Genomic DNA, 24833 nt, shown 5'->3' with positions numbered 1-24833 from the left:
AATCTTGGGCGCAAGCCTCGGACTTCAGTCCGGGGTGAGCCCATCCCGTTTGTCGGCGGGCGTAGCCCGGCGTTCAGAGTGGTCGGGCTTGTCCGTCGATGTATTGCTTGATGATGGACAAGGGTGCGCCTCCGCAGGAGACGGCGAAGTAGGACGGCGACCAGAGGTGTCCGCGCATGCGAGCGCGGACACACGCGCCGGTGTACTCGCGGCGCACCGCGTATGCGGTGCGGCCCTTGAGCCGCTGAACCAGCGTGGAGATCGCCAGCGTGGGCGGGTGGGAGACGAGCAGGTGCACGTGGTCGGCCTCGCCGTTGAAGGCGACCAACTCGGCGCCCAGGTCGGCACACACCTCGGCCATGGTGTGCTCGCAGAAGGTGAGCATGTCGTCGGTGAACACTTTCCGGCGGTATTTCGTCAAGCCTCGACTCACCCGTCGATGGCCGCAACACCCACGCTCATCGTCACCATGCCGTGCAGGACGACGTAGAGCAACCACAGAGCTATCACCGTGGCGGCGATCAACCCGCTGAGCCAGGGGAACCTGCGTGCGTCGTTCATCGTAATCCTTTGCCTCGTAGTACATATCGGTCGGAAAACACCATCGGGTGCCTTCCCGCGCGGTTACCGGCGCTGCGTCTCGACCCGCTGGATCGAGGTGGGTGCATGGGCCGGCGTGCGATCCTCACCGCAGCGGTGAGGTCTGGCTCACCGGTGGCCACGTCGGACGGCGAGCACTGCACCGCCGCGCGGTGCACATCGTGGATGCTGATGGCGCGCTGCGATCCGTCGCGATACCAGCTACAGCACCACGGCGCACCGCTGTGGGTTGGGCAGCCCTGTCGGTACCGCGCTGCGGCTGCCAGCAACGACGATGGCGCGCTAGCGGCCAGCGCTAATGCGGCACTGCGGTGCGCGTCGTCGCGCCACGCTGCGCCGACATGTTCGCCGCACTCGCTCAGGACAAACGCAAAATCGTCAATCTCGCTCTCACTCAACGTGTTACGCGGATTACGGGTGGAGGGCCGGTCAGCGTCGCTGACCTCGACGACCACCGCCGGGCGGCCATCGAACCCTTCCGGGGCGAATCTCAGTCTGCGGTTGCCGACGGAGTTCAACGTCTGGCCGCGCGGGCAGATGAGTGCTCCGGCTGGTTGTTCGGTGTCCAGCAGCCACCGCAGTCCGATCAGCAGCAGCGGCAGATGCGCCGTGGCCTCCGCAGGTGTGCCGGTGTGCGGGCGGGTCATGGTTGCCGTCGGTAGGCCGCAATGAATACCTCGGGCTTGCAGGGCCAGGCCGCCCCGCCGGAGAGCTGCACGACGTAGTCGCCGAGGTCGGCGCGCACATCACCGATCGGCGTCGGGATCAGAAGATAGCCCGGTTCGTCGGCGCCGGTGGCCGGGTTGACCCCAGCCGGAAAGCAGCACCGGTCAGCAAGTCCCAGCCATTCGACGATGGTCGCTGCCGACGCCGAGGTCAATTGGAGCGCTTCGGCTTCGACGGTCGCGATATACCTGTCCGGCTTAATGGTTTCTGCCTGGTCGAGCGGGCCCACGCCGGCACCGGCGTCAGCGGTTGTCTCTGTTTTATCGTTCACGACATCCCTCCGTGTTGATCGAAATCCCCGCCGTGACAACACAGCTACGCACGCCGGCGGGCCCGCAGACCTGCCCCGCGGGCATTGGCCATGTCGTCAGTTCGTTCTCACCAGCGGCGATGCAGCTGAAAATCAGCGTCAACACCACAACCACCAGGGCGTCGACTGCGACGATCCACATGGCCTCTCCCGCAACAGCAGTAGATGTGGCCGGCTTACGCTCATCTGCCCAGACGTGGGTGCTCATCGACTTGCTCTGCTCGTGGCTGAGCGTTGTGTGTCAGCTCCCAGTGGGACAGCCGGCCTGGCTGGTCGTGAACGCGGCGTACTGCGCCGTGGCGTTGCAGGATCAGTAGTGCCCGGTAGACCTCTTCGGCAACTACCGGCCGCACCCGGTCGCCGGCTCTTTGGCTCAGCGCGCTACGCGCCGCGCTGGTCGTCATCGGCTCGTGCGTGCCGGCGAGGACCTCGATCAGTTCTGCGCGCAGCTGTGCCGCGTTCATCGTTCTCCTGCTTTTTTTGCGCGCCGGTGGCGCGTGACTACCCATTCCCACGGTGTTTGTGGTTTGACCTGTGGTGCAACGCTTTTGAGTAGGGTGTCTATGGCGTGGTCGTAGCGGCGCACAAATTCGGGCCAGTCGGGCAGTTCGGTGGCGATGCCGGCGGTGCCGCGGTGCAGCAGCCGTGCGTGGCCGACGTTTTGAGGGAGCAGCCTGCGGTAGTCCAGACTCGGGCCTAGGTGCGAGGACAGTGTTTTGGCGCCGCTGGCCTGATCGAACGATTCTTGGCGGCGGGTGGTTTCGCGGGACCATTGTTCGGCGCGTTGCAGCATCTCCATTTCATCAGCGCCGTACATGATCAGGGCTGCGGGGAACGTGGCGCGCAGCTCCCGGGCATAGGCGCTGCCGTAGACGGTGTCGAACTGACACGAGGCCTGCACCGAGAGCAGTAGGTTGACTCCGAGGCCGCGGCCTTCCGAGACGTGTCGGCGCAGTGCGGGCATGGGGGCGACGTTGGCGGCCTCGTCGACGGTGATCAGTAGCCGGTGCAGCATTTCTTTGCGGGTAGTTTTGCCGCGCCAGCGGCGCACAAGGTGCTCGAGCAAGGTGACGGCGGCGCCGGCGATCGCGCCTTCAGCGGGGGCGAGGATGAACAGCGTGGCATCAGGCTGGTCGAGGAATGTTTCGTCGAACGAGGGATCGGTGCTGCCGCGCAGTGCCAGGCGCATCCACGGTGTGACCGCTTTGCGCATGGTCAGCGCGATGCTGTCGCGCATGCGGGCATCCATGGCCAGGGTGCGCGTCAGCCCGTTGCGAAGCAACGGGAGGTTCTCGACTTGGCGTGCGGCGGCGTGCCAGCCCGGCGTGTCGGGCTTCTTGTCGTCTTTTTCCATGTTGTCGGTGGCTAGCAGCACCCAGCCGATGCCTTTGCCGTTGCCGCACGGTGAGGCCGCGTACAGCATCGCGGCCAGGGGGGCTTCGGTGTTGTTCTCCCAGAGCCCGGCGTCGGAGACCTGATCGATGCCCGAGCCGGTCCCGACTGCGGCCATCTGCATCATCGTGTTGCCGACCGTCACGGCTTCATCGGGTGTGGTGATCAGCGCGGTAGGGTCAAACGAGCGCACCTGCACGTCCGCGGGGTAGGCCGCGGAGTAGTCCGGGCGTAGGTCGATGACTTGCTTTGGTCCCCAACGGCGTTGACAGACCAGCCACATCAGGTCGTCTTTGGAGGACACGCAGACCGCTGGCCCGCCCCACAGGACGGCGGCCGGGGCCAGCACGGCGCGGGTTTTTCCGGTCTCGGTGGGCGCGGACACCAGCACGTGCGCCGCGCCGGCGGCCAACGACAGTTTGTCTTCTCGGCGGTGAAAGCCGCAGTACGGGGACGGCGAGCGGAGCGACATCAGGGTCTCCTTCTAGGTGGGCTGGGGTCACCCGGTGGGTCATCTTCACCGGTGGGGAAGATCCCGGGCCCGGTCATGTCGTCGGGTCCGGTGAACCCGAAATCGATCTCCTCGGCTTCCTCGGCCGGGCTCATCGGCCACCAATCCCGGGCCCCGTCGACAGCCAGCCAGCCTTCGGCGATGCCATAAAGGCCGGCGATGAGCAGCGCGGCCGGGATCTGGGCGGCAAGCCACGGCGCCAGCACCGCCGAGGACAACGACTCCCCCGGCTCATAGATCAGCGGCATCGGGGCACCGATCAGCGCCGCGGACCACAGCAACGCCGCCACCGGGTAGGACCGCAGCTCATCGGGGATTAGCTGCACAATGGCTTTCGATAACGCTTTACCGACCGGCCATCCGATCGGTGCCAATACCGCGCCGGTCATCAAAATAGCCCAATCCAGCATTGCGTACGGTGTTTTCACCGGCCGCATATACCACGGATGAATAACGTCATCATCGGCCGTATCGACACGGGCGCCGGTACGTTGTGTATCGCGGTCCCTAATTTGGCGCGCCAACAATTCGGCGCGCCTTTTCTGGAATATAAATGTCCGTTGGTTACGGGCGATCCACTTGCGGCGGATCTCGTCGAACCTGTCAGCGGGGACGGACATCGGGGCCGCCCTCCGCGGTGGGTACAGGTTCAGTGTAAAAGCCGCTCAGCCTTAACGCGACATCGTCGAGGAACTTTTTCAACTCCATCGCATACCGCCCCACCAGGTAGCGTTCGCTGTCGGCGAGCGCCGCCTCCATGCCCGCAGAACACGAGTTGACCAGGTCTGATATTCGCACCGCGGGACTTGAGCCGGCCATGATGGCTTCCGCGGAGCCTTCTTGCCATCCCAGGGCGAAGTCCAGTTGCGCCAACGTCCGCGGCGCAAACAGTCCCTCGCGCAGCCGCGCTTTGCGCAGCGTCGAGGGGGCTGGGCCGCCTGCGGCAGCCAGGTCCTGGCGGGTCCATCGCAGCTGTGCCAGACGGTCCTCCAGAAAGAACATTAACCGCTCGATCCCGTCGGCAGGTATTGCTTTCACAGAAAAGACCGTAACAACCCGACCAAGTATTTCGCTACAACTGTCGAATATGAGTTAGTGCATCCCTTAGGCTGAGCCAAGAAGAAAGGGATACGGCCGATGGTGCACAATGTTTTCAGGGGTGTCGGTTCCGCCACGATGTGCGGGTGGCGTCCGGGGCTTCGCGTCCTGCGCATCGTCACACGACAGTTTGCTGTGATAACAGTGATCGCCACGGCGTGCGCCGCGACGATGCCGATCGGGCACCGGCGATGACCGGGCCATCCACCGACGACGATGTCCACTTCGTGGACCGCTCCCTTGACTTCCTCAGTGATCTTGAGGTTGACGACTCCGGAGTCGGTGTCCTGGCGCACCCCGACGATCCCGGTGCCCTCGACCCGCCCGACATCGACGACGCCGGACCCGCCGAGGACCCCGGCGACCAGACTCCTACCGGTTTTGCAGAATCTGCGGCGCCGCGCGGTTCATCGCCCGCCGGCATCGGCGCAACCACCCACTATGGGCATGACCACGTCGATGATCCGCCGCAGGAAAACGATTCCAGCGCAGTCGATCTGGCCCCCGTCGATCTGGATTCACCCAAGCCGGACAACGACATCGACGCTGACAGCGGCCCCAACAAAGGGGACACCGACGCGCTCGACAGCCCCGACGCGTGCGCGGCGCAGCCCACCGGCGACGACCTCGCGGTGAGCGATACCAAAGACACCGCGGCGCCGGCTGCGGCGCGCTACAACAAGAAGATCGCCGCCGGCTTCGTCGGGGCGACCGCGGTCGCGGCCCTGGTCGCCAGCGGAGCGCTGATGGCCATGCGCACCGAGCCGCACGTCGCCGAGACCGGCCAGGCCGGCGGGCCCACCACCCACCTCAGTGTCGTTGCCGCCCCCACCACCATCGCCGGGGCCGGGGAGCATGACTCGACGATCCCTTTCACGGCGACCTCGGTGGGCTGCCTTCCTGGCTCGACGGCCGCCCAGGCCGCGGCCAGCCCTGACCCCACTCAGGCATGGGTGTGCGTGACCGGCGGCAACGCCGGTGAATTCGTCGTGCTCAACCTCGGGCGCAGCATGCTCATCACCGCCGTCTCGCTGACGCCGGGCTGGGTCGGCACCGACAGTTCCGGGGTTGACCAGTGGCACCAACACCGCGTCGCCACCCGGGTGCAATGGAGCTTCAACGACAGCCCACCCACCGCGATCTCTCAGGACACCGGCAGTGTGCACGGCGAAGCCACCAAAGCCCTGCCCGAGCGCGGTGTGCTGGCCTCCCGCGTCATCCTGCTCATCCAGGAAACTGGCCGCGCCCCCGCCGACGCCGCCCCCACCACCAGCCCCGCACCCGGTTCCGGCGGGCTGTTCGGCGACGTCCTCGGCCCGGCCGCTACCGAGCCGCCACCGGCGGGCAGTCCCGCGGTGCTACCTGGATTGACCGGCGAGCCCGCCCGCACCGACCCCGCCGACAACTCCTTTGCCATCTCCTCGATCAAGATCTTCGGTCACCCACCCCAATAGGAAGGCGCACCGCCATGCTGACCAATACTTGGCGCCACCGACTCGAGGCCAGCGGCACCGGCCTGCGCCGCGCTGTGGCTGCCGTGGGCTTGAGCGCCTGCAGCGTCGTGGCCCTATCCACCATCTGGGGCTGGATCACCGACGACCCGATCGACGTCGACGGGCCCGCCCGCAGCGCGGTCAACCGCACCGCCCTGGTCGGCTCCTACGCCCAGGACTGCGTGACCCGCTGGCTGACCGCCACCGCCGCCCGCCAGCAGTCCCTGCACGACTGCTGGTCACTGCACGAACCGCTGCGCCTGCCCACCACCCCGGCCGTGATCGTCAGCTCCCCCGCGGTCTCGGCGGTCACCCTGGTCAGCGATAACGACACCACCCAGCAATGGAGCGTGGTCATCACCGTGGCCGAACGGCCCTTTGAAGCCGCCACCCCCCACACCACCTACTACCGGCTGCCCGTCCTCTACACCCGCTACGGCGTGCGGGCCAACGCGCTACCCGCCCGCATCAACGGCCCCGGTGTCGGCGCGGATGCACCCCTGGGCTACCCCAGCGCCCTGGCTGCCACCTCACCGGCCTTCGCCACCGTCAGCGGCTTCGTTAGCAGCTTCTTGACCGCTGCGCCGGGGCTGGAACGCTACGTCACCCCCGACTCCGGACTCCTGGCCGCCGCGGACTACCGCTCGGCCCAAGTCACCAAACTCGTTGCCAACCACTCCGCACCCGAAGACACGGTGCCCGCCGAGGGCACCACGCTGCATGTGCTGGCCACCGTCAGCGCCGTCACCGCCCAATTTGCCCCCGTGCAACTGGACTACCCGATCGCGCTGAAAGTCACCTCCGGCCGCTGGAGCGTCACCGGCCTGGACTACGCACCGCTACTGGCCGCGGGCGCCGAACTGACCCCCGTCATCCCCGCCGCGGCCGCAGCGCCGCGCTAACATGCGACACCCAATTCCCCACCCACGAAAGGAAATTCACCAATGTTTCTCGCTACCACCGCCCCGACCCTGCTGGCTGCCACCGACCTGGTCTCTGGCAGCCACTCGCTCTACACCATCGGTGTCGGCGTCCTGGTCATCTTGATCCTGCTCGCCGGGGGCACCCGCGCCGCCGGCGCCTTCTTCGGCGGACGCATCGGCGAAACCGTCGCCTGGGCCCTGGTCGCCGTTGTGGTGGCCGTCGTCGTGGGCTCGGGCTACGCCATCTACACCTCGGCCAAACGCACCACCGACCGCACTGGCATCACCACCGGCCAATTCGGCCAATAACACCCCATCGCGCGCAACAACCCCCGACACACCGCACCCGACAGCGGGTTCAGGAGCCTTCCCATGACCGAATCAGCACAGCTGTTCAAAGGTGTGCACGACATCCCCGTCTACACCAACATCTTGTTCAACAAACCGCTGCGGCTGCCGGTGGCTATCAGCCTTTACGGCGGTGCCGTCCTGACCGTGGCGCTCACCGTGGCGATGCTCGACTCCGGGCACGCCCGCGCCACCCTGATCGGCGGGGCACTGATCACCGCCACCGCCGCCGGTGGCGCCGCACTGCTGCCACGTGGGCGGCCCAGCCTGCTTTTTCGCCTGCACAGCCTGTGGCGCACCGTGTGCCCGCGGCAGGTCACCAGCACCGGTGATCCGCTGCTGGCCCCCCCGCACACCGTGATCGGCAACCTCAGCTTCACCCGCCACGGCGTCTACGCCCACTACCTGCTGTCGGGTCTGCCCTACTATCTGCAATCGACCAAACGGCGCACCGGGGTGGCGGACCGCCACCAAACCCTGGCCCGTGAAATCCCCGCCGGGACATGGATTTACGGCCTGTCCGTGCCCCAAAGTCAACGTCAGCTGCTGCGGGCCATGCTCGCCGGGCACCGCGACAAGCCGCAGTGGATCAACTCGTGCCGCCAGATGGCGCCCGTGCTCGCCGAGCAACGCCCCCGCACCCGCATCTTCTGGCTGGCCATCCCCGTCGACGCCGGCCGCGCGGGGCACAGCCCCATGGGGCAAGCCGCCAAACTGCGCGACTGGGCGATTGGCCGTGACAAAGACTCTGACAATTCGGTGGCCGCCTACCAGCGGCTGTCCCACGACGTCATCACCGCCCTGCCCGAAGAATTCACCCCCGTAGCGGTTACCGAAGACATGACCAACTGGTTTTGGCGGCACAACGCCTGGCGTGGGGTGTTCGACAACCCCATGCCGCGCCACCACAACGCGATCGGTCGCCTCGAGGGCACCACACTGCCCGAGGCGGTCTTCGACACCGGTGACCAGCACCACCACCGCGGGCGCGCGTTGCCGCTGCACCTGGGCGCGGCCATCCTCGGCGTGATTGCCGCGGTATGCGCCGTAGCCGGGCTGCCCGCACTGGCCGCGATCACCGCCACGGCGGCCGTGGCCGCCGCCGGCGCCTGGACCGCTGGTGTGCGCCGCATCCCGTCGACGGTGAAAACGCTGCGCGTGGCCAGCCCTGATGGCCTCTACCCCGACAGCTACCAGGCCATCCTGCCGGTCGTCGACATGCCCAAGGCCGGCATCGTGTTCCCCGGCTCGGAATTCCTGCAAGCCCTCGACGACCTGGACACCGGTGCGGTCTTCGACTTCGCCGTCAACCTCGTCACGCTGAGCCGCGAAATGGAATCGGTGCGCAACGACCGCGCCAAAGGCAACCTCGACGACCAGTTCACCCAGCGCCGCGACGTCGCCAACGGCGACGCCCAACTGCTCACCACCGCACACCAACTCGCCGAATACCGCCGCCAACTTGACGCCAACATCGACGAACGCCCCCTGCAAGCCGCCTTCCTGATCGCCGTCGGCGCCCCCGACCAAGCCACCCTGGACTACAGCGTCAAACGGTTGCGCGAAGAACTCACCGGCTCCGGCCAAATCGCCATCCGTCACTACCGCGGCGCCCAAACCCGGCTATGGGCCGCCTTCAACCCCGGCGCACCCCACCACAAAACCGGCGCCGACCAATTCAGCGAACCCACCACCACCCGCAAATGGTCACGCTTCGTGCCGATCACCTCCTCGATGGTCGGCAACAGCACCGGAATCCTGCTCGGATTCACCCGACACAACGCGATGGGCAGCGCGGTCCTGCTCGACCTGCCCGGCACCGCGCGCCGCAACCGCAACCCCTGCCTGGTCTGCAGCGGCGCCCTGGGCTACGGCAAATCCTATGCCGCCAAACGCATCACCCGCGCCGAAATCCAGCGCGGAGCACAAGCATTCATCATCGACCCCGGCACCGAATGGGAAAAAGCCCTCGCCGACGTCCCCAACAAAGCCGTCATCGACATGGCCGGTGACCAGTTCAGCTGCGACCCGCTGCGCACCTTCCCCGCCGACGTCGCCGCCGCCTACTGGCTGGACTACATGCTCCCGATGATGAGCCTGGACCGCCGCAGCGTCGCCGTGCAACGCCTGCGCGCCATCCTGCAAGCCGACGTCGCGGCGGCCCTCGACATCACCAGCACCGCCGCTCTCATGAGCTACATCAGCCGCATCCAGGCACCCGCTACCGGGCCCGACGACCGCGCACCGCAGGTCATCCGGCTCGCCGAGGACCTCGCCCCCATCCTGGCCGCCCTGCAATCCTGGGCCACCTACGACTTCACCCGCGCCATCTTCGATGACACCCTGCCCGTGCCCGACCTGGCCACCCTCGATGTCACGGTCTGGCTCACCGGCAGCCTGGACCTGCCCACCGCCGAGGAAATGAGCACCCCGCACCTGGCCGCCAACCTGTCGGACCGCAAGCGCGCCTCAGTCGCCATCTACGGCATGCTGGTGCGCCTGGCGCGGGTCACCTTCTTCGCCGACCCGCAGCGCTTCGGGCTCATCGTCCTCGAGGAAGCCGCCGGGCTGCTCAACAGCCGCGCCGGCGCCGATGACGCCCACCTGATCAGCCGCCGCGCTCGCAAGCACTACACCGGATTGCTGATCATCACCCAGAACCCCATCAAAGACCTCGCCCTGATGGGCGACGAATTCATCACCCAACAACTGATCATGCCGTTCGAAAACGACGACCTCGCACGACAAGTCGCTGGCAAAGTCGGTATCCGCGCCGACGACTACGGCGACATCGAAGAATTCTTCCTGGCCCAACCCTGCGCCCACGAAATGCGCGACCCCACCACCTTCGACAACCACGACGAGAACACCACCGCAGGTGACGCTCACCGCGGCCAGCGGCAAGGCTACGGATTCTTCGTCGACGAATTCCGCCGCAAATCCCCCATCTGGGTCGCCGCCGAACCCGACACGGGCGTGCACCGCGCCTACGACACCACCCCAGGCCAAGCCGCATGAACACCACCCCCGCCGCACCCACCACCACCGCCGGACGCGCCGCCGAATACCTCGGCTACCAACTGGCCACCCGACCCCGGCTGCGCCGCGCCGCCACCGTGTGGTTCACCCTGCACTGGCTGGCCAGCTGGTCGGTGGCGGCCGCGCCGCCGGCCGCAGCCTCCACCATCGGCGGAGCCCTGAACTGGACCGGCATCACCGACAGCTACGGCGTCCCCGTCGGCAACTACTACCTCTCGGTCGTCTCCACCAGCGAGGCGATCACCAAAGCCGGCCCCGGCCTATCCGCCGACCCCTCCAGCTGGGCACGCTGGCTGGCCAACGCGCTCAGCACCGGCCTGACCCACGAAGCCGTCGCCGAGCTGCTCTCCGCCCAGGCCGCCGCCTACATCTTCATGATCACCCTGGCGCTGTGGCTGATGCGCTTCGCCATGTCCAACACCTGGCTCTACTGGCTGACCACCTGGCTGCGCCCGATCTTCGAAACACTACGCACCATCCTGGCCGACCTGTGGGTCTTCCCCATCTGCCTGACCCTGGGCCTCGGGGTCGGCGCCTACCACCTGCTCTGGCACGGCCGCAAAGGCTTCGGTGCCGGAATCATGTTGTCCACCACGGCCGTCGGCATTCTCGGCACGATGCTCACCGGTGACCCCTTATCCGACCTCTACCGCGAAAACGGGCTCCTGACCCAAGGACGCAACCTCGCCTTCACCGTCGCCCAAGCAGGCCTGAACAACGGCGCCATCACCCCCGGCGGCGGCGGAGCCCAACTGCAACACCTGACCGGGCTCATCGCCGATGCCACCGTGCGAATGCCGTTGCAGCTGATGAACTTCGGCGAACCCATCGACAACATCGGCGGCTGCGGCCAGGCCTACACCGCCGCGATGCTCACCCCGCACGACCCCAGCGACCTGGCCGGGCCCGCGCACGCCATGACCCGCTGCGGAGCCCCGCAGGCGCTGAGCTTCGCCCAACACCTCGACGGCGCCAACCTGGCCCTGGGCCTGTTCTACAGCCTGCTCGGCGCCATCTTCACCTTGTTCATCTGCTACGTCACCTACAGCTACGTCATGGCCTGCTGCGCGGCCCTGCTCAACGCGCTGCTCTCCGTCGTCGCGGCCGGACCCGCCATGATCCACGGCGCACCCCGCCGCCGCGCCGCCCGCCGCCTCACCCTGTTCTTCAAACACGCCGCGCTGCTGTTCGCCTACACCCTCTACATCTCCGTAACAGCGCTCATCGTGCTGAAAATGGCCGCCCGCGGCGGCTACGCCGACCAAGTCGGCATGACCCACCCGCTGGCCCGACTCATCATGATCTCCCTGTTCTCAGCAGCCGCCATCGGCGCCTTCCGCTGGCTCAAACACCAACTCGGCGACCACAACCGCCACGAACTCACCCACGCCGTGACCGAGCTTGCCCGCCACGGCCGCGACGGCTACCAACGCGGCCGCGACACATACGACCGCGGCCGCGACCTAGGTGCCCGCGCACCCTGGAACACCAGTACCACCTCCGACGGCGACTCCGGCAAACCCCTCACCGGAGCACCCGCCGGCGGCCGACCCCCCGGCGGGCGGCCCCCCACACCTGGGCGCGGCCGCAAACCCCACCTGCCGACCCCACCCAGCGGTCCCACCCCTACCGCCGCCTCGCCGACCACCACATCCGCGGCCCCAAGCACCACCGCTGCTGCCCGCACAGCCAGCGCCGGCAGCACGACGGCACGCGCCGCCGCAACCGCAACCACTGCAGGCGAGGCTGCCGCCACCGTGGCCGCCCCCGAAGTCGTCGCCGGCGCCGCCGTCGCCGCCCACGTCGCACACAAACTGCACCGCCCCCACGACAACAAGCCCGACCACGGCCAGCCCCGCCCCGCGGCATCACGCGCTACGCCGCCCAAACCCAAATTTGAACCAGCACCGGCCCCCGCCAACGGACGCCACCCCAGGCACATCCCACCACCTGCGGCGGCACCCGACACCGCCACACCGGGCGGCCCCGCACCCGGCCAAACTCCGGTCAAAGGCCGCTGACCGTGAAGCACATCGATCAGACGAAACATCTCGGCACAATCGATCGGACAGCCAATCGGCCTGTGTACCAACAGATTGCGGCCTTGCTTTCCGCGGCCATCCAACGGAGAAGGTACGTGCCCGGGGATCGGCTTCCCTCCGAAGCCGCGCTCGTGGCGCACTTCGGCGTCGCGCGTATGACCGTGCGGCACGCCATCGAACACTTGCTCCGCAGCGGCCTCGTGCGAGCAGAGCATGGGCGAGGAGTATTCGTCGTCGGTCAAGATCAGAGCGTCTCGCCCATCCAACCTTGGGGCACCAGCGACGTCCTTGCCGTCGTGGCGCTCATCGAGCACCTCAACGGCCGTGTGTTGAACCAGGACCAGTACGCGGCGCTCCAAAACGTCTATCGTGCGGCTCGTGCCCGCCGCACGTGCGGCCCGGCCTAGAGTCGTCATCCGGGGCAGACAGACTTCACGACGGTGCGCGACGCCAAAGTTTATGTCCGGATAACTGCGTTGACGCGGCGGCCCGCATACAGCTCGACGCCGAGATGATCACCCGCGCCGAACAAGCCCGCGTCTACCAGGATCGGTTGCAGCGCGTCGAATTCTCCATCGAGCGGGCCGAAGCAGAATACGCCAGATACGCCAACTCATCACTGCGTTCGGATAGCCGGTTCCTCCGGCTTGTCCGAAAGGTGTTGGCTACTCGCTTCTTTTCTCCGACACCGCAGCATGTAGCCCTTCGGCCAGGTCCTGCGCGGTCAACTCGCGTAATCGTTGCAGCTGCTCGTCGGTGATGTCGAGGTCTTCGGCGGCCAGCAGCTCGTCGAGTTCGGCGTTGTCCAGGCGGTCGTTGCGGTGATCGCGCGCCTTTTCCACCAGGTTGCGCACGAATCCGGCATTACCGAGCACGTCGATGCCGCGGATGAGATCACCGTCCTCGGTGAGCTTTTCGTCGGTGTAGAACCGTTCGAAGTCGCCGCGCAGCACCTCCACAGCCGCGTCGGTGGTGGTGTCGTCGTCCTCGGCGACCATCAGTTTGGTCAGTTCGACCAGCTCGGGCGGGGTGTAGCTGTGGAACTCGATCACCGTCGAAAACCGCCGTCGCAGACCCTGATTGACTTCCAGCATGCGCTGGGTGGCCTTGGCGTAGCCGGCGCCGAACACCACCAGCTCGTCGCGGTGATTCTCCATGTAGAGCAGCAGCGTGTTGATGATCGCGTTGCCGTACGGGTCGCCGGTGGAGTAGCCGCGTTCGTGCAAGGTGTGCATCTCGTCGAAGAACACCGCCCCACCCAGGGCTGCCTCCAGCATCTCCTCGGTGTTCTTCTCCGCATCGGCCATGAAGCGGCCCAGCAGTTTGGCGCGGCTGGTCTCCACCACCAACGGTTTACGCAGCACCTTCAACCCACACAACTGCTTGGTGAAAGACCTTGCCACCGAAGTCTTTCCGGTGCCGGGAGGACCTAGCAGCAGCGTGTGCCGTGAGGTCACCGGCACCCGCAACCCCACCTTGGCCCGGGCCAGGTTCACCTTCGTCGTCGAACGAATACGTTTGATCTCGCCCTTGGCCTCGGCCATACCCAGCATCGCGTCCAATTCAGCCTGGCCCTCGGCCAGGTATTTGGAAGCTTTCTCGGCGTCGCGGGCCACCTCGGCATCAACCCGGTTCGGGGCGCTGGCGGGATCCCACGGATCGGTGCGCGCCTCAATGGTTTCGGGGTCGGTCAGCACCAACCGGCGCGTGGAGTCGTCCATCGCCTCGCGGGCGGGCGCGAACTTCGGATCCCGCGAGTACACCCGGCGCAGCAGCTGCGCGGCTTCCTCCTCGCGCCCCAAATGGCGCATGCACATCGCCTGGGTGTAGAGCGCCACCGTGGCCGCCGCCGGCACCCGGTCATCGCCGGCGGCGCTTTGCCCGCGCCGAAACGCATCCTCGAACACTCCCAGAGACGCCAGCGCGGTGGTGGCCATCGCCGTGGCCGCGCACTCGTACTGCGGTAGCATCCAACGTTTCTCAACCGGGAACAGGCGCAGCACATCGGTCCAACGCTGAGTGCGAAAGTGCAGTAACCCCGCCACATAGGTGTGGGTGTCCGCATCGAACGGGTCAGCCGGTACCCGTGCCGCGGTGAGCAGCTCATCGGCCTTGCTGTAGTGGTGGGCGCGGATCAGCGCGGCGGCATAAGCGCAGCGCAGCGCGAACACCGAAGACACCGGCAGCTGCAAAAACAGCCCATCGAATGCGGCTGGCCGGAAATCAGGACCCAGCACTCCGAGGCGGCGCACTTCCCAGCCGAAGGTTTCCGCGGCCGCCCACGCCCCAGCCAGCACGTCGAGGCTGTCCTCACCGGCGAGCAGGCGCCCCAGCCAACCGTCACACACGCCGGGATCGGCCTGGGTCGCTGACCGGAACATCTCGGCGGCCACCGCCGCGTTGTGGCTGGGCACCAGCCCACCGACGGCGATACCTGAGGCCAGCAGCCCGCGCCGAAAAGCGTTGCGTACCGTAGTCTCTGACCCCGTGGTTGTCATCGTGGCTCCCGCGATGGTGGTGATAGAGGTTAGGCTGCGCGCCTGGGCCGAGCGGTGAGCAGGCGGCGCTCGTCGGTGATGTCGATGTGCAGCCGGTCAGCGATCGCCCAGGTGCGCAGGAGCGCATGATCGGGCCCGTCCTGCTTGAGGTGAACATCAGCGCTGCTAGTCGAGTCCGCCGGCACCGTGTAGAGCACGACCGTAGCGGCCCTCGGCGCCGGCTCGTCGACGTCGTCGAAGACAACCATGACACGCTGGCCCGGCGACCAGGAGCGCTGCGCGAGCGCCGCGGCGTCGATGACCTGTAGGCCCGCGGCAGTGACTTCCTGCCAGCGCTGTGGGTGCGAGGTGCATACCAGCACATGCAAGCCGGTGGCGGCCGCGCGGCGCGCGATCGCCACCGTCAAGGCCGGCTCCCCGGCGATCGTGACCGTGGCGGTGGCGGTGGGAACGCTCAGATCGACCAGCAGCGGATGGCCGGTGGCCGTGGCGCCGATAATGATGCCGGTGGCGCCGATCGGGGCTCGCAGCTCTTCATCGGCAGACACCCGCCGCGCGGGCACCTTGACCGGACAGGCCGCGACGAGCAATCCGGTGTCCAGTGCGAGGTCGTGGCGGCCCGTCCACGGGTTCAGACCTGTCAGCGGCGCCTCGGCCAACGGGTAGCCGGTGTGATAGCGCACCGCCACACCCACTGTGGGGTCGCCCTCGGGAGTCAGCCGCAGCTGGATGCTGACGACCGTCGCCTCGCTATCCGGAGCCCACAACCGGTCGATGTTGGTGGTGGTGATGTCGTGCGGTGACATCCAGTACGTCTGCACGTAGCCCCCGGAGTGACGTAACCGACGCCACCCCGGATGCAGCGCTGCTGCTTGGACCCCGGCCAGCAGCGCCTCATCGGCAGCCCGGATGTGCTCGGCGGACAGTACCCGAGCGCCGATGCGCACCCTGCCCAGCTCGTGGACCAGCGACTCCGCCGCAGCCGCCAAGGTGGCGGCTACCGATTCCCGCCACACGATCGCTCGCGCGCTGGCCGAGGCGTCGATGCGAATCACCAGCCAGGTCTGACGCTGCCCCACCGCGGGATGATCACCGACTTCGCTGGAATATGCCTCGGCATAGGGGTGATGGGTTTTACCCGCGCGCCGCGAACCTGCGCTCAGGACGTCGATGCCCGCCAACGTGACGTCGAATTGGCGCAGCGCGTCGGCCACCGTTGCTAGCGGCAGCGATGTCATCGACACCACGCGGGGATAATCCAGCACCGAGGGACTGTGTGGCTGGCCGTCAACGGCCACCACAGCAACCAGGTGCGTTCCTACGGCGCGGATTCCGACCGGCCCAGCACCGAAGGTGCGTTCGTGATCATCGAGCTGCCCGGCCGGGACGCCTAGGTGGGCGCGGTGTGCCCGCAGCGCCCGCCATCCCAGGGTCAGCAGGGGGGCTCCGCGCCAGCACACCAGCGCCGCTGCGCTGAGCAGCACTGCAGCCACCAGGGCTGTCCACCAGCCGGGCCGGCCGGCAGCACTCACACCGACACCCAGAAGCGCCATGTCGGCGACGAAAACGCTGACCAGCCGAGCCCACCCCAGCGCCAGCCCCAAGGGAAAGGTCGCGGTCACGGGCGTTGTCCTTTGCGGATCAGCGCCGCCGAGCCCAGGATCACCGAAGACAGCATCGCGATGCCACTCACTCCGGCAGCGGCCACCCATACCGGGGTCATGTCGCGGCCCACCGCTGGTGGCGGAAGCACCAGCGGCGCTGATAGTCGTTGCGGCCCTACAGGTTCCCCCGCAGGAATGTCGAACGTCAGCGCGGCTACCGGGTCGATGATGCCGTGACCGACTTGGTTGTCGACTCCGCGCGCCGGTGCCCGGGCGGTAGCCAACAGCCGGTTGATGATCTGATGGGCGGTCAGCGTCGGGTATTTCGCGCGCACCAGTGCCGCCACACCAGAGACGATCGCCGCCGAGAACGAGGTCCCCGCCTGCGGCACCAGCGAGTTACTTCTGCCCTCCAGGGCATTCATCAACCCGTCATCGCGCGCCGAGAGGCTTTCGATGTCGGTGCCTGGCGCGGCGATCGACACCCACGGCCCGGCCACACTGGATTGCACCGGAGCGCCACTGGAATCCACCGCACCCACCGTCAAAACGTAATCGGAAAACCACGCTGGGCTGACCACCGTGGTGACCTGCGCCCAGTCGCGAGGATCGTTGGGAGTCAACGGGTTATAGATGGGGTTCTGCTTGCAGTCATTGCCACCCTCCTCCCCGACGTTGCCCGCCGCGGCCACGATCACCGCGTTGCGCTCTACGGCCGCATAGCGGATCGCCGCACCCAGATCGCGCTGGTCGATGATGTCGGTAGACGGCATACAGGACACCTCGGAGATATTGATGACTTGTGCGCCCAGATTGGCGGCGTGCACGATCGCGCGTGCCATCGTGCGGATATCCCCGGCCTTGCGCCGGGTAGCGGGATCCTGACTGCCCGAGAACGCCTCCTTGGGGCTGAACGCTTTCGAACTCTGCCGGATCGAGATGAGCTCGACCTCGGGGGCGATACCAGAAAATCCGTCCGCCGCCGCCGCCGGTGGTGGCGGTGGTGGAATGGGCGGGACCGGGGTCGCCGGGTCCTGCGGGGCCCACGGCGCCTGCGGGGTGGCGGGCGCCGTGCGGGTACCGGCACCGGCCGGCACGACCGTGCGGCCCACCGCGGGCGCCTGGCGCCAGGCGGCGCCTTCGGGAGGCGGTGGCGGGGCTGGCAGCTGTAGCGTCACCGTTTGCGGAGGTGGGGGCGGTGGCGGGGCTTCAGTGGTGGGGACGCTCTCAGGCCGGCGAGGCTGTCGTGGCGGGGGCAGCACCGTCTTGCCGTCGGCGGGCTGGGCGGCGATCAGCGAGGCCACAATGGTGCCGTGCGCGTCGCAGTCGGTCAGTCCATCACCGCCGGCCTCCACGTAATCTCCGCCGCCGACCAAGTTGGTCAGCCGCGGATGCGGGCTCACACCGGTGTCGATGACCGCCACCTTCACCCCGCCGCCGCGGCCCAAGCGCCACGCCTCGGCCACATCGAGCATGTCCATGAAATGTGGCTGCACCCGGTAGTCGGTGCCGGGCAGGGTGCCGACCCTTGTGCAGTACGTGCCCTGGCGCATCGGCTGATCCGGACCCGGCGGCCCATCAGCCGGCAGCGCCCCCAGGTCGATCTCCGGCGGGCTGACCGCCAACGCCGGCGGGGCCACCCACAACGCCGCGCTACCGACGGCGACCACACTGGCCGCGGCCGCGATCATCTTCTCTGTTTTCACCCGCACCCCGCTCGTTACCGGTACCGGATAGCGGTCAGCACACCCATCAGCCAAAACGCCAACGGGAAGATCGCGGTCAAACACACGTATTCAATCCACTCCACCACCTTGCGAAACGTCGGCGTGTAGAAGCGCCGGGGCACCACTACCGCCGCAATCAGGCCGGCCACCGGCACCGCCACAATCATTGACACCCCGATCAACAGCGCCGGCAACGTCGCGAGCCCCACCACGTAGCGCCCGGCCACACCGGTTGCGATAGCCACACCTGCCAGGGCTAGCAGCGTCGCCTGCGACCGGTCGGTGAATGAGCGGCCCCGCAGCAGCACCGCGACCGCGACCAGCCCCGCCAACACCACCAGCAGTGCGCGCCGGGGCGCGTGCGGATCGCACAACGCCACACAACACAGCACCACCAGCCCCGCGGTGGCCACCAACAGCCCGCTCAGGTGGGCGCGCGCACGGTCGGTCGACACCGTCACATCGCGCACCGACTCAGGGCCGTCCAAGGTGGTCAATTCGCCGCTCGCCACCACCTTCTCGGCCGGTAGATCCGGGCGCGTCTCAAATATCCAGCGGCCGGTAGCCGACGGGAACACCGGCAACCGGATCCCCCCGGCCAACCGTGCCACCGTCGGCGCCAGATGCATCGCCACCATCGACACCAGCAGCAGCACGCTCAACAGGATCGGCGCCGAAGTCACCAGCGCCATCCGCACCATCGCCACTACGGCCCCAGCCAGCCCCGCCGTGATGACCGCGGTTCCCAGCGCAACATGACGGCCGGTAAACCGGACCATCAAAATGGCGGCAGCCGATATCGCGGCCAACCCCAGCGCGGCATGCGGTGCCCCCACGGGGCCGGGAACGGCCGCGGCACCACCAACGGCCGCCGGCACCGCTGCGGCCCACAGCAGCGTGTCCCCAATTGTGCGAGCAAGCGCGCTGTGGTGCCCGCGAACCAGCACCACCACGGCGGCGATGACCAGCACCGCGCCGAGCGCCGTGCAATACAGCGCCGCCACGGCGTCCAGGTGCCCGTAACGCCACCGGCCCAGAAGCGCCGTGGCGACCAGCACACCGGCGACCACCATGCCTGCCCCCACCCGCGCCGCCCACGCCGGGCTGACCCCGGGCCAGCGTGTGTGCAGTTCGCGCGCCACCGCGGTCGTGATGTGCTCGACAACGTTGATGCGGGCCTCGGTGTCAGTGGCATAGCGCAGCCACAGCTGCGCGCCGTCGACCACACCCTGCTCGCCCAAGGACAGTGCCGGTTTGAGTGCGCTGCCATCCACGCGGCACAACGTCCAGCGGCCCCGCGATTCGGCCACCAGCGGTGGCTGCCCCAGTTCCTCAAGACGGGCGGCGATTAGATCCACCAGCGCCGAGAGCTGCACCGACACTGGTGCCCCGGCATCGAGGACCACTCCGACCTTGGTGGCTCCGGCCAGGATCGCCACCAGGATCCGATCGGGCAGCACCGCCCCAGCTGGCGCCCCGGACGTCGCCTCCCGGCTGCGCTCTAGCGTCATCCCTGCAGCGCTCCTGCGGTGGCAAACCCATCACCCAACTCAGCGGCCAACTTCTGCAATGCTTCGCGGGTGTTTTTGCGCAGCGCGGGAAGATCCAGGGTGGCCGCATCCCGCAGGTGCTCGTCCCAGGGCACCGTCAGGACCGCCTTGACGCGCTTGCCCAGGGTTTGTTCGACATGGTTGACGAACTTCGGTGTCGCGCTGTGATTGGCGTCGTTGAGCACGATCACCGACCGTTTGAGCAGCTCATGTCCGCGCCGGGCCGCCAGCCAGTTCACCGTCTGTTCGATCATCAATCCGCCATCAATGGTGCAGGATCCCAGGATCATCAGCGCATCCGAGGACGACAGCACCGCTTTGAAGACATCGCCCTTCATCGCCGCACAGTCCACCAGGGCCAGCTGGTAGATCCGGCGGGTGCGGCTGATGGTTTCAAAGAACGCCTGCTCGTCAAAGGCGAACTCCGAGGCGACATTCTGATGGCTGGCCAGCACCTCGAGCCGCTCCCGGTTGCAGCCGGTGTAGGGCCGGGTTTTTGGGTGGGTCAGCGCGTCGGGATCGGCTAAGAACTCGCGCACCGTGGCCTTCATGGAGGGATCGATGAACCCGCCCAGACGCCCGCCGGTGTCATCGGCGTCCACCGCGATCACCCCGCCGCCACGATGGTGGGCGAACACCGACCCCACCGCCGCGGTCACTCTGGTCTTGCCGACCCCGCCCTTCATCGACACCGCCGCGATTTGATAGTTCCCCGGGATGTTGGCTGTGATGCGTTTCGTCCAGCCCTGCAGCTGCTTTTCGTAGTCGCCAGCGCCCAGATTCACCACCCGTCCGGTCACCATGTACACGGCCTTGCGCCACCCGATCGTGGCTGGTTCGCGACGCGTCTTGACCACCTCGCCGACCTGGATCTGGCGAAACGACTCCGCCCCGGCGTGCGGATCCGCCCGCGGCGCCCACCGTTCTTGCGGGTCGACCGCCGGCGTCCACTGCTGCGGCGGCACCGCAACGCGGTATTCCGCCAGGTGCGGCATGGCAGGGATCGGCGCCGGGCCGGGGGGCGCGGCAGGTGGCTCGCTGTCTTGTCGGCGCGGCGGCGCCGCGTTCCACGCCCCGCCCGCGCCCGGACCCCGCGACGCATCAGAAGCTAAGTGCGGGTGCCCAGGGCCATAGGACGCCGCACGGGAGGGCCCCGGCGGTGCGCAGGCCTGCTCAGGTGGCGGCGGGGGTGCCCGGTGCGTCACAGGAGAAGGCGCGAACAACGGGTCCCGCGCCGGCCGCAGGTCATTGTTGGGTGGGTGGGGGCCACGCGGTGGTGGCGGTATGGCTGCGTCCGGCTCAGGTATCTGCGGGTCGGGCATGGATGCTTCGCCGGGGTCGAGGGCGGGCGGGCCGGGCTGGTGACGCTCGCCAGCAGGCGGCGGCAGATAGCGTGACCTAAAATCGGAATTGTCCGTCATTTCCTGCCTTTGTCATGGGGCTTATCCTTCTGATCCTAAGGCCCAACTTCTCGCTAAACCACGCCCGATCAATATTTTTTGAGAAGCAGAATAGTGTTTGCTGCAGGGGCGATCGCTATTTCTACGGTCGGCAAGAGAGGCGCTTTTTCAAACCATTCGTTCATGGGTGGCCCAGGATCGTATCGCCACACTGGCCAGCACCGTGGCCACGCCGTGGCGGATCTGCGCGGGCCCGGCCGGGCCGATCACCATCCACTCCTGGCGGCTGCCCGGCGCCGGGTTAAGCCGGTACAACGCGACGCGGCCTGCGGTGGTATCGCGCAGATTCAGCACCGACGCGCTATTGACGGTGCTGGCATCGACATAGGCCCGCGCATATACGACCGCCTCGGCTACCGGCTCGGCCAGGGCCTGCTCTAACTCGACCAGCGCCGCGCCGCGCAATCCCACCGCCCGCAGCGGGGCCTGTTTGCGCGCGGCCGTGGGCCCCTGGTCGTGCGCGGTCACCGCGGCCACCATCTCGTCTAGGGGCACATTGACCGCGCTGATGCGCGCGGGGGCCACCTGATGTACCGAGTCCAGCGCCTCGGTGACCGTGCGCGCCAGCGTATCTTCGTCCGCCGCGCAGCAGTCGTCGATGGTGATGTGTCCCCCGGCGCGCACCGCCGCAACCCAGCGGCCACCGCAGCGTGCCATGACTATGCGCAACTGCTCGTCGGGGATTGCTCGCCACGTCGAAGGGTCCTCCAGCACCACCGTCGGGGCCCAGTTCATTGGCCCGCGCGACACCAACACGACGACCTCGACGTCAGGGTCGGCCAGCACCTTCATGCGGGCGGCGACATCGTCGCGCACCACCGCGGCCTCATCACAGATCCCTTGCCCGACCAAGACATCCAGGCCCGGATGTGTGCTCAGCCAATCCAGACAACGGGGCTGGCCGTAGGGGTGGGCCCGCAGCTCGGGCGCGAGACGTTCAATACCCAACAGCGCCTGCAGAAACCATAGGCCGTCCACATTGACGGTGATGTCGGTCGGTGAGGTGCTCGCGTTGCTCATCGCGGTCTGCGCTCTCGTGGCGGTGTGATCACGACAGCGCGGCGGCACCCGTGAGTGCCGCCGCGCTGGTGTCCGGACCGGCCTAGGCCGACATCCACGAGGAGCCGACCTGCCCGTCGGTGCTGTTCATGTTGTGCCCTGCGGCCTGCACCTTTTGGCCGTGGGCGCCTGCTTGCTCGTAGATGACCTGGAAATTGCGGCCGAGTTGGTTGATGAACTCCTGGCAAGCCGTTGATCCAGCGCCTCCCCAGAAGTCACCGGCGGCCAACACATCGCGCACGATCCCCTGATGCTCGGCCTCCAGCGCTGCAGCCTGGGCCCGGACCGTAGCGCCGTGGGCGTCAACGTCGCCGAACTGGTAGTTGATCGACATGGGTGAAGTTGCTCCTGACCTCGATTGAACGGCGTTCGGTTTGGGTTAGCTGCTCAGAATCTGCTGAGAGGCCTGCTCTTGCTGCTCGTAGTTGGCGGCGTCGCGAATCAGGCCATCCCGCACTCCGTGCAGCATGTTCACGATGTTGCGGAAGGCCTGATTCATCTGGCCCATGGTGTCTAGCGAGGTCGCCGACGCCAAACCGCTCCAGCCCGCACCCGAGATGTTCTGCGAGGACGCAAACATCTTGCGGGCGTCGTCCTCCACCGTTTGGGCGTGGGTCTCGAATCGGCCCGCCATGTCACGCATCGCATGCGGGTCGGTCATAAAATGCGAGGCCATAATTGATAATCCCCTCATATTTGCTCAGTGAATTGGTTCGCGGTTGCTCCGAACTCATTCTATGAGCCGGTTTTGGCCCCCGGCAACGGCGACAGTAAGCAATTTCCCAGCAATTTTTTCGAGCCTCGCGGCTATTGTCGGCGCAGCACCTTGATCGGCGTTCCGTAGCGCGGGCCGCCGCCACCTTCCCCGCCGCGCGCACCCATCCCGCCCGCCATCGGGGCGCCCCCATACATGCCGCCAGCGGGGGCTGAGGCGGGAACAGCCGACGATGCCGCCGCACCGCCCGGCGCGGCGACCGGTGTCACTGCCCGCGCCGAACCGACCGCTTCGGAGGTCCCCGCCGTCCAGGTCGCCGGCACCGACAATCCGCCCAGCGAACCGGCACGCCCGGCCATCGCTTCCACTTGTGCCCCGACTGAGGAAGACCCACCCAGGCCCGCCAAGCCGGGTCCGCCTAGGCTGCTCGCGGCCCCGGTGGCGCCCCCGAGCATGCCGGGATTGCTCAGCATCGACATAAACGGACTCAGCAACGACTGGAACTGGCCCAGGCCCGAGGCCGGCGACAGCCCGCTGCTCAGCGGTGAGGAAAACCCCTGCAGCACTTGAGGGATGGCGCTGACCAACTGCGGGCCCATCGACAGCATCGTCTGGCCGTCGAGTCCGGCGGGCAGACCCCCGGCATTGCTGAGCAGATTCATCGGCTGCTGGCCTGCCGCGTTGCCCGCGGACTGGCCCAACGCCGCGCTCTGGGCGGCTAGCCCGATTGGGTCGGAGTTGGGCAGCGGCGGGGTAAACGGCACCAACGTGCCGGTGACGCCCGCAGCGTCGGCGGCAAAACCGTACAAGACCGTGCTGTCCTGCGCCCACATCCCGTCGTAGACGGCTTCGTTGGCCGCGATCGCTGGGGTGTTGAAGCCCATGAAGTTGGTGGCCACCAGCGTGGCCAGCTGCGCCCGGTTCTCGGCGATCACCGGCGGCGGCACGACACCGGCGCGGGCGGCCTCGAATGCTGCCGCCGCTGCGGATGCCGCCGCGGCCGCGGCCTCGCATTGTCCGGCCGTGGCCATCATCCACACCGCATAGGGGGCGGCGGCCAGCGCCATCGAGATCGACGACGGACCCAGCCACGCCGTGCTGGTCAGGGCCTCGATCACCGCTTGAAACGCCCCACCCGCTGAACCCAACTCGGCGGCCAGGGACTGCCAGGCCGCCGCAGAGGCCATCAACGGCCCTGAACCGACGCCGGCATACATGCGTCCCGAGTTGTACTCGGGAGGGCCCCCGTAATCGACCATCAGTGCTACGGCGCGAAAGGCGCTTAGACCATCGCCACGGCGTTGAGGGCCTCAGAGGCCGCATACGTGGCCGCGGAGGTGCCCATGGTCGCGACGAACATCTCATGGATCACCGAGCCGATCGCCTGGGTGACCTGATAAACCCCCGCGTGGGTACCGAACGCGGCGGCCAGCAGCACCGAGGTGGGCTCCGGTGCCGGGGGCACCACCCCCAGCGTGGGGGCCGCGCCGGCGGCGTTGCCCGCGGCCACCGCCGACCCGATCGCGGCCAGTCCCGAGGCCGAGGACTCCAGCCCCGCCGGTAGCGCCGTGACAAACATGCAGCCTCCCAAAACGCGACGAACGTACCAATCTGCTGGCTTGAGTCTAACGGTGCCCCTGGTCTTATGTCCGGGTCAGCGAGAACCAATTCCAGGCACTTGAGTGTCCGCGACCTGCACGTATGTTCCCGTTTCGCCCGATTCGGCGCTATTCATCAA

General features: G+C 67.6%; 25 protein-coding genes. 6 read left to right on the top strand and 19 right to left on the bottom strand.

Features of this window, described 5'->3' with window-relative positions; genetic code table 11:
- Positions 1 to 73 precede the first annotated feature (73 nt).
- The 9 genes from tnpA to ACNQS7_RS00285 are packed head-to-tail and all read right to left on the bottom strand — an operon-like array spanning position 74 to position 4577.
- The gene (tnpA, locus tag ACNQS7_RS00325; RefSeq protein ID WP_197419953.1) at positions 74 to 421 is read right to left on the bottom strand and encodes an IS200/IS605 family transposase; all 348 of its coding nucleotides are present in this window, start codon (positions 419 to 421) and stop codon (positions 74 to 76) included.
- 8 nt (positions 422 to 429) lie between these two features.
- Entirely contained in the window at positions 430 to 561 is a 132-nt protein-coding gene (locus ACNQS7_RS00320) for a hypothetical protein (RefSeq protein ID WP_254902492.1), read from the bottom strand.
- Complete coding sequence (locus ACNQS7_RS00315; RefSeq protein ID WP_055580448.1) at positions 558 to 1247, bottom strand: hypothetical protein; 690 nt, start codon at positions 1245 to 1247, stop codon at positions 558 to 560. Before ACNQS7_RS00315 ends, ACNQS7_RS00320 begins: the two co-directional genes overlap by 4 nt.
- Complete coding sequence (locus ACNQS7_RS00310) at positions 1244 to 1597, bottom strand: hypothetical protein (protein WP_055580447.1); 354 nt, start codon at positions 1595 to 1597, stop codon at positions 1244 to 1246. The genes ACNQS7_RS00315 and ACNQS7_RS00310 overlap by 4 nt, the downstream gene beginning before the upstream one ends.
- Positions 1587 to 1778 carry a hypothetical protein gene (locus tag ACNQS7_RS00305; RefSeq protein WP_084954002.1) on the bottom strand — a complete coding sequence of 64 codons (192 nt, stop codon included), beginning with the start codon at positions 1776 to 1778 and terminating at the stop codon, positions 1587 to 1589. The genes ACNQS7_RS00310 and ACNQS7_RS00305 overlap by 11 nt, the downstream gene beginning before the upstream one ends.
- A 40-nt stretch (positions 1779 to 1818) precedes the next feature.
- Entirely contained in the window at positions 1819 to 2100 is a 282-nt protein-coding gene (locus ACNQS7_RS00300) for a hypothetical protein (protein ID WP_084954003.1), read from the bottom strand.
- Positions 2097 to 3500 carry a type IV secretory system conjugative DNA transfer family protein gene (locus tag ACNQS7_RS00295; protein WP_133450285.1) on the bottom strand — a complete coding sequence of 468 codons (1404 nt, stop codon included), beginning with the start codon at positions 3498 to 3500 and terminating at the stop codon, positions 2097 to 2099. Before ACNQS7_RS00295 ends, ACNQS7_RS00300 begins: the two co-directional genes overlap by 4 nt.
- A complete protein-coding gene (locus tag ACNQS7_RS00290; RefSeq protein WP_055580445.1) occupies positions 3500 to 4159 on the bottom strand; it encodes a hypothetical protein in 660 nt (219 codons plus the stop codon). Before ACNQS7_RS00290 ends, ACNQS7_RS00295 begins: the two co-directional genes overlap by 1 nt.
- Positions 4143 to 4577: a hypothetical protein gene (locus tag ACNQS7_RS00285; protein ID WP_084954005.1), complete on the bottom strand. Its 435-nt coding sequence runs from the start codon at positions 4575 to 4577 to the stop codon at positions 4143 to 4145. The genes ACNQS7_RS00290 and ACNQS7_RS00285 overlap by 17 nt, the downstream gene beginning before the upstream one ends.
- 251 nt (positions 4578 to 4828) lie before the next feature.
- Between ACNQS7_RS00285 and ACNQS7_RS00280 the strand changes: the two genes are divergently transcribed.
- The 6 genes from ACNQS7_RS00280 to ACNQS7_RS00255 all read left to right on the top strand — a co-directional run bounded on the left by ACNQS7_RS00280 (position 4829) and on the right by ACNQS7_RS00255 (position 12889).
- On the top strand, positions 4829 to 6091 hold the full coding sequence (locus ACNQS7_RS00280; RefSeq protein WP_197419952.1) for a hypothetical protein: 1263 nt from the start codon (positions 4829 to 4831) through the stop codon (positions 6089 to 6091).
- Positions 6092 to 6105: 14 nt separating this feature from the next.
- Positions 6106 to 7032 (top strand): conjugal transfer protein, encoded by a 927-nt coding sequence (locus ACNQS7_RS00275; RefSeq protein WP_051445784.1) that lies wholly within the window; start codon positions 6106 to 6108, stop codon positions 7030 to 7032.
- Positions 7033 to 7074: 42 nt separating this feature from the next.
- Entirely contained in the window at positions 7075 to 7362 is a 288-nt protein-coding gene (locus ACNQS7_RS00270) for a hypothetical protein (protein ID WP_042910081.1), read from the top strand.
- A gap of 63 nt (positions 7363 to 7425) precedes the next feature.
- Positions 7426 to 10419: an ATP-binding protein gene (locus tag ACNQS7_RS00265; RefSeq protein WP_055580442.1), complete on the top strand. Its 2994-nt coding sequence runs from the start codon at positions 7426 to 7428 to the stop codon at positions 10417 to 10419.
- Positions 10416 to 12461, top strand: coding sequence for a hypothetical protein (locus tag ACNQS7_RS00260; RefSeq protein WP_055580441.1), 2046 nt, complete (start codon positions 10416 to 10418; stop codon positions 12459 to 12461). Before ACNQS7_RS00265 ends, ACNQS7_RS00260 begins: the two co-directional genes overlap by 4 nt.
- Before the next feature lie 2 nt (positions 12462 to 12463).
- The gene (locus ACNQS7_RS00255; RefSeq protein ID WP_231752610.1) at positions 12464 to 12889 is read left to right on the top strand and encodes a GntR family transcriptional regulator; all 426 of its coding nucleotides are present in this window, start codon (positions 12464 to 12466) and stop codon (positions 12887 to 12889) included.
- A gap of 258 nt (positions 12890 to 13147) precedes the next feature.
- On the opposite strand, the gene eccA is transcribed toward ACNQS7_RS00255, so the two are convergent.
- The 10 genes from eccA to ACNQS7_RS00205 all read right to left on the bottom strand — a co-directional run bounded on the left by eccA (position 13148) and on the right by ACNQS7_RS00205 (position 24674).
- Positions 13148 to 14980 carry a type VII secretion AAA-ATPase EccA gene (gene eccA, locus ACNQS7_RS00250; protein ID WP_055580439.1) on the bottom strand — a complete coding sequence of 611 codons (1833 nt, stop codon included), beginning with the start codon at positions 14978 to 14980 and terminating at the stop codon, positions 13148 to 13150.
- Positions 14981 to 15009: 29 nt separating this feature from the next.
- Positions 15010 to 16602, bottom strand: coding sequence for a type VII secretion protein EccE (eccE, locus tag ACNQS7_RS00245; RefSeq protein ID WP_055580438.1), 1593 nt, complete (start codon positions 16600 to 16602; stop codon positions 15010 to 15012).
- On the bottom strand, positions 16599 to 18275 hold the full coding sequence (gene mycP, locus ACNQS7_RS00240) for a type VII secretion-associated serine protease mycosin (RefSeq protein WP_133450292.1): 1677 nt from the start codon (positions 18273 to 18275) through the stop codon (positions 16599 to 16601). Before mycP ends, eccE begins: the two co-directional genes overlap by 4 nt.
- Positions 18276 to 18304: 29 nt before the next feature.
- A complete protein-coding gene (gene eccD / locus ACNQS7_RS00235; RefSeq protein WP_133450283.1) occupies positions 18305 to 19822 on the bottom strand; it encodes a type VII secretion integral membrane protein EccD in 1518 nt (505 codons plus the stop codon).
- Complete coding sequence (locus tag ACNQS7_RS00230; protein WP_055578320.1) at positions 19819 to 20856, bottom strand: MinD/ParA family ATP-binding protein; 1038 nt, start codon at positions 20854 to 20856, stop codon at positions 19819 to 19821. The genes eccD and ACNQS7_RS00230 overlap by 4 nt, the downstream gene beginning before the upstream one ends.
- A 573-nt stretch (positions 20857 to 21429) precedes the next feature.
- Positions 21430 to 22341, bottom strand: coding sequence for an ESX secretion-associated protein EspG (locus ACNQS7_RS00225; RefSeq protein WP_055577127.1), 912 nt, complete (start codon positions 22339 to 22341; stop codon positions 21430 to 21432).
- A gap of 82 nt (positions 22342 to 22423) precedes the next feature.
- Positions 22424 to 22714, bottom strand: a complete 291-nt coding sequence (locus tag ACNQS7_RS00220; RefSeq protein WP_055577128.1) for a WXG100 family type VII secretion target — start codon at positions 22712 to 22714, stop codon at positions 22424 to 22426.
- 45 nt (positions 22715 to 22759) lie between these two features.
- Positions 22760 to 23056: a WXG100 family type VII secretion target gene (locus ACNQS7_RS00215; RefSeq protein WP_055577129.1), complete on the bottom strand. Its 297-nt coding sequence runs from the start codon at positions 23054 to 23056 to the stop codon at positions 22760 to 22762.
- A 131-nt stretch (positions 23057 to 23187) separates the two neighbouring features.
- Entirely contained in the window at positions 23188 to 24354 is a 1167-nt protein-coding gene (locus ACNQS7_RS00210) for a PPE family protein (RefSeq protein ID WP_055577130.1), read from the bottom strand.
- 23 nt (positions 24355 to 24377) lie between these two features.
- Positions 24378 to 24674 carry a PE family protein gene (locus ACNQS7_RS00205; protein ID WP_055577131.1) on the bottom strand — a complete coding sequence of 99 codons (297 nt, stop codon included), beginning with the start codon at positions 24672 to 24674 and terminating at the stop codon, positions 24378 to 24380.
- Between the last annotated feature and the right edge of the window lie 159 nt (positions 24675 to 24833).

It is taken from the genome of Mycobacterium sp. 23, from assembly GCF_048287075.1.
GTDB classification, from domain to species: Bacteria; Actinomycetota; Actinomycetes; order Mycobacteriales; family Mycobacteriaceae; genus Mycobacterium; species Mycobacterium gordonae_B.
This window is presented reverse-complemented; position numbering and strand designations above follow the sequence as displayed.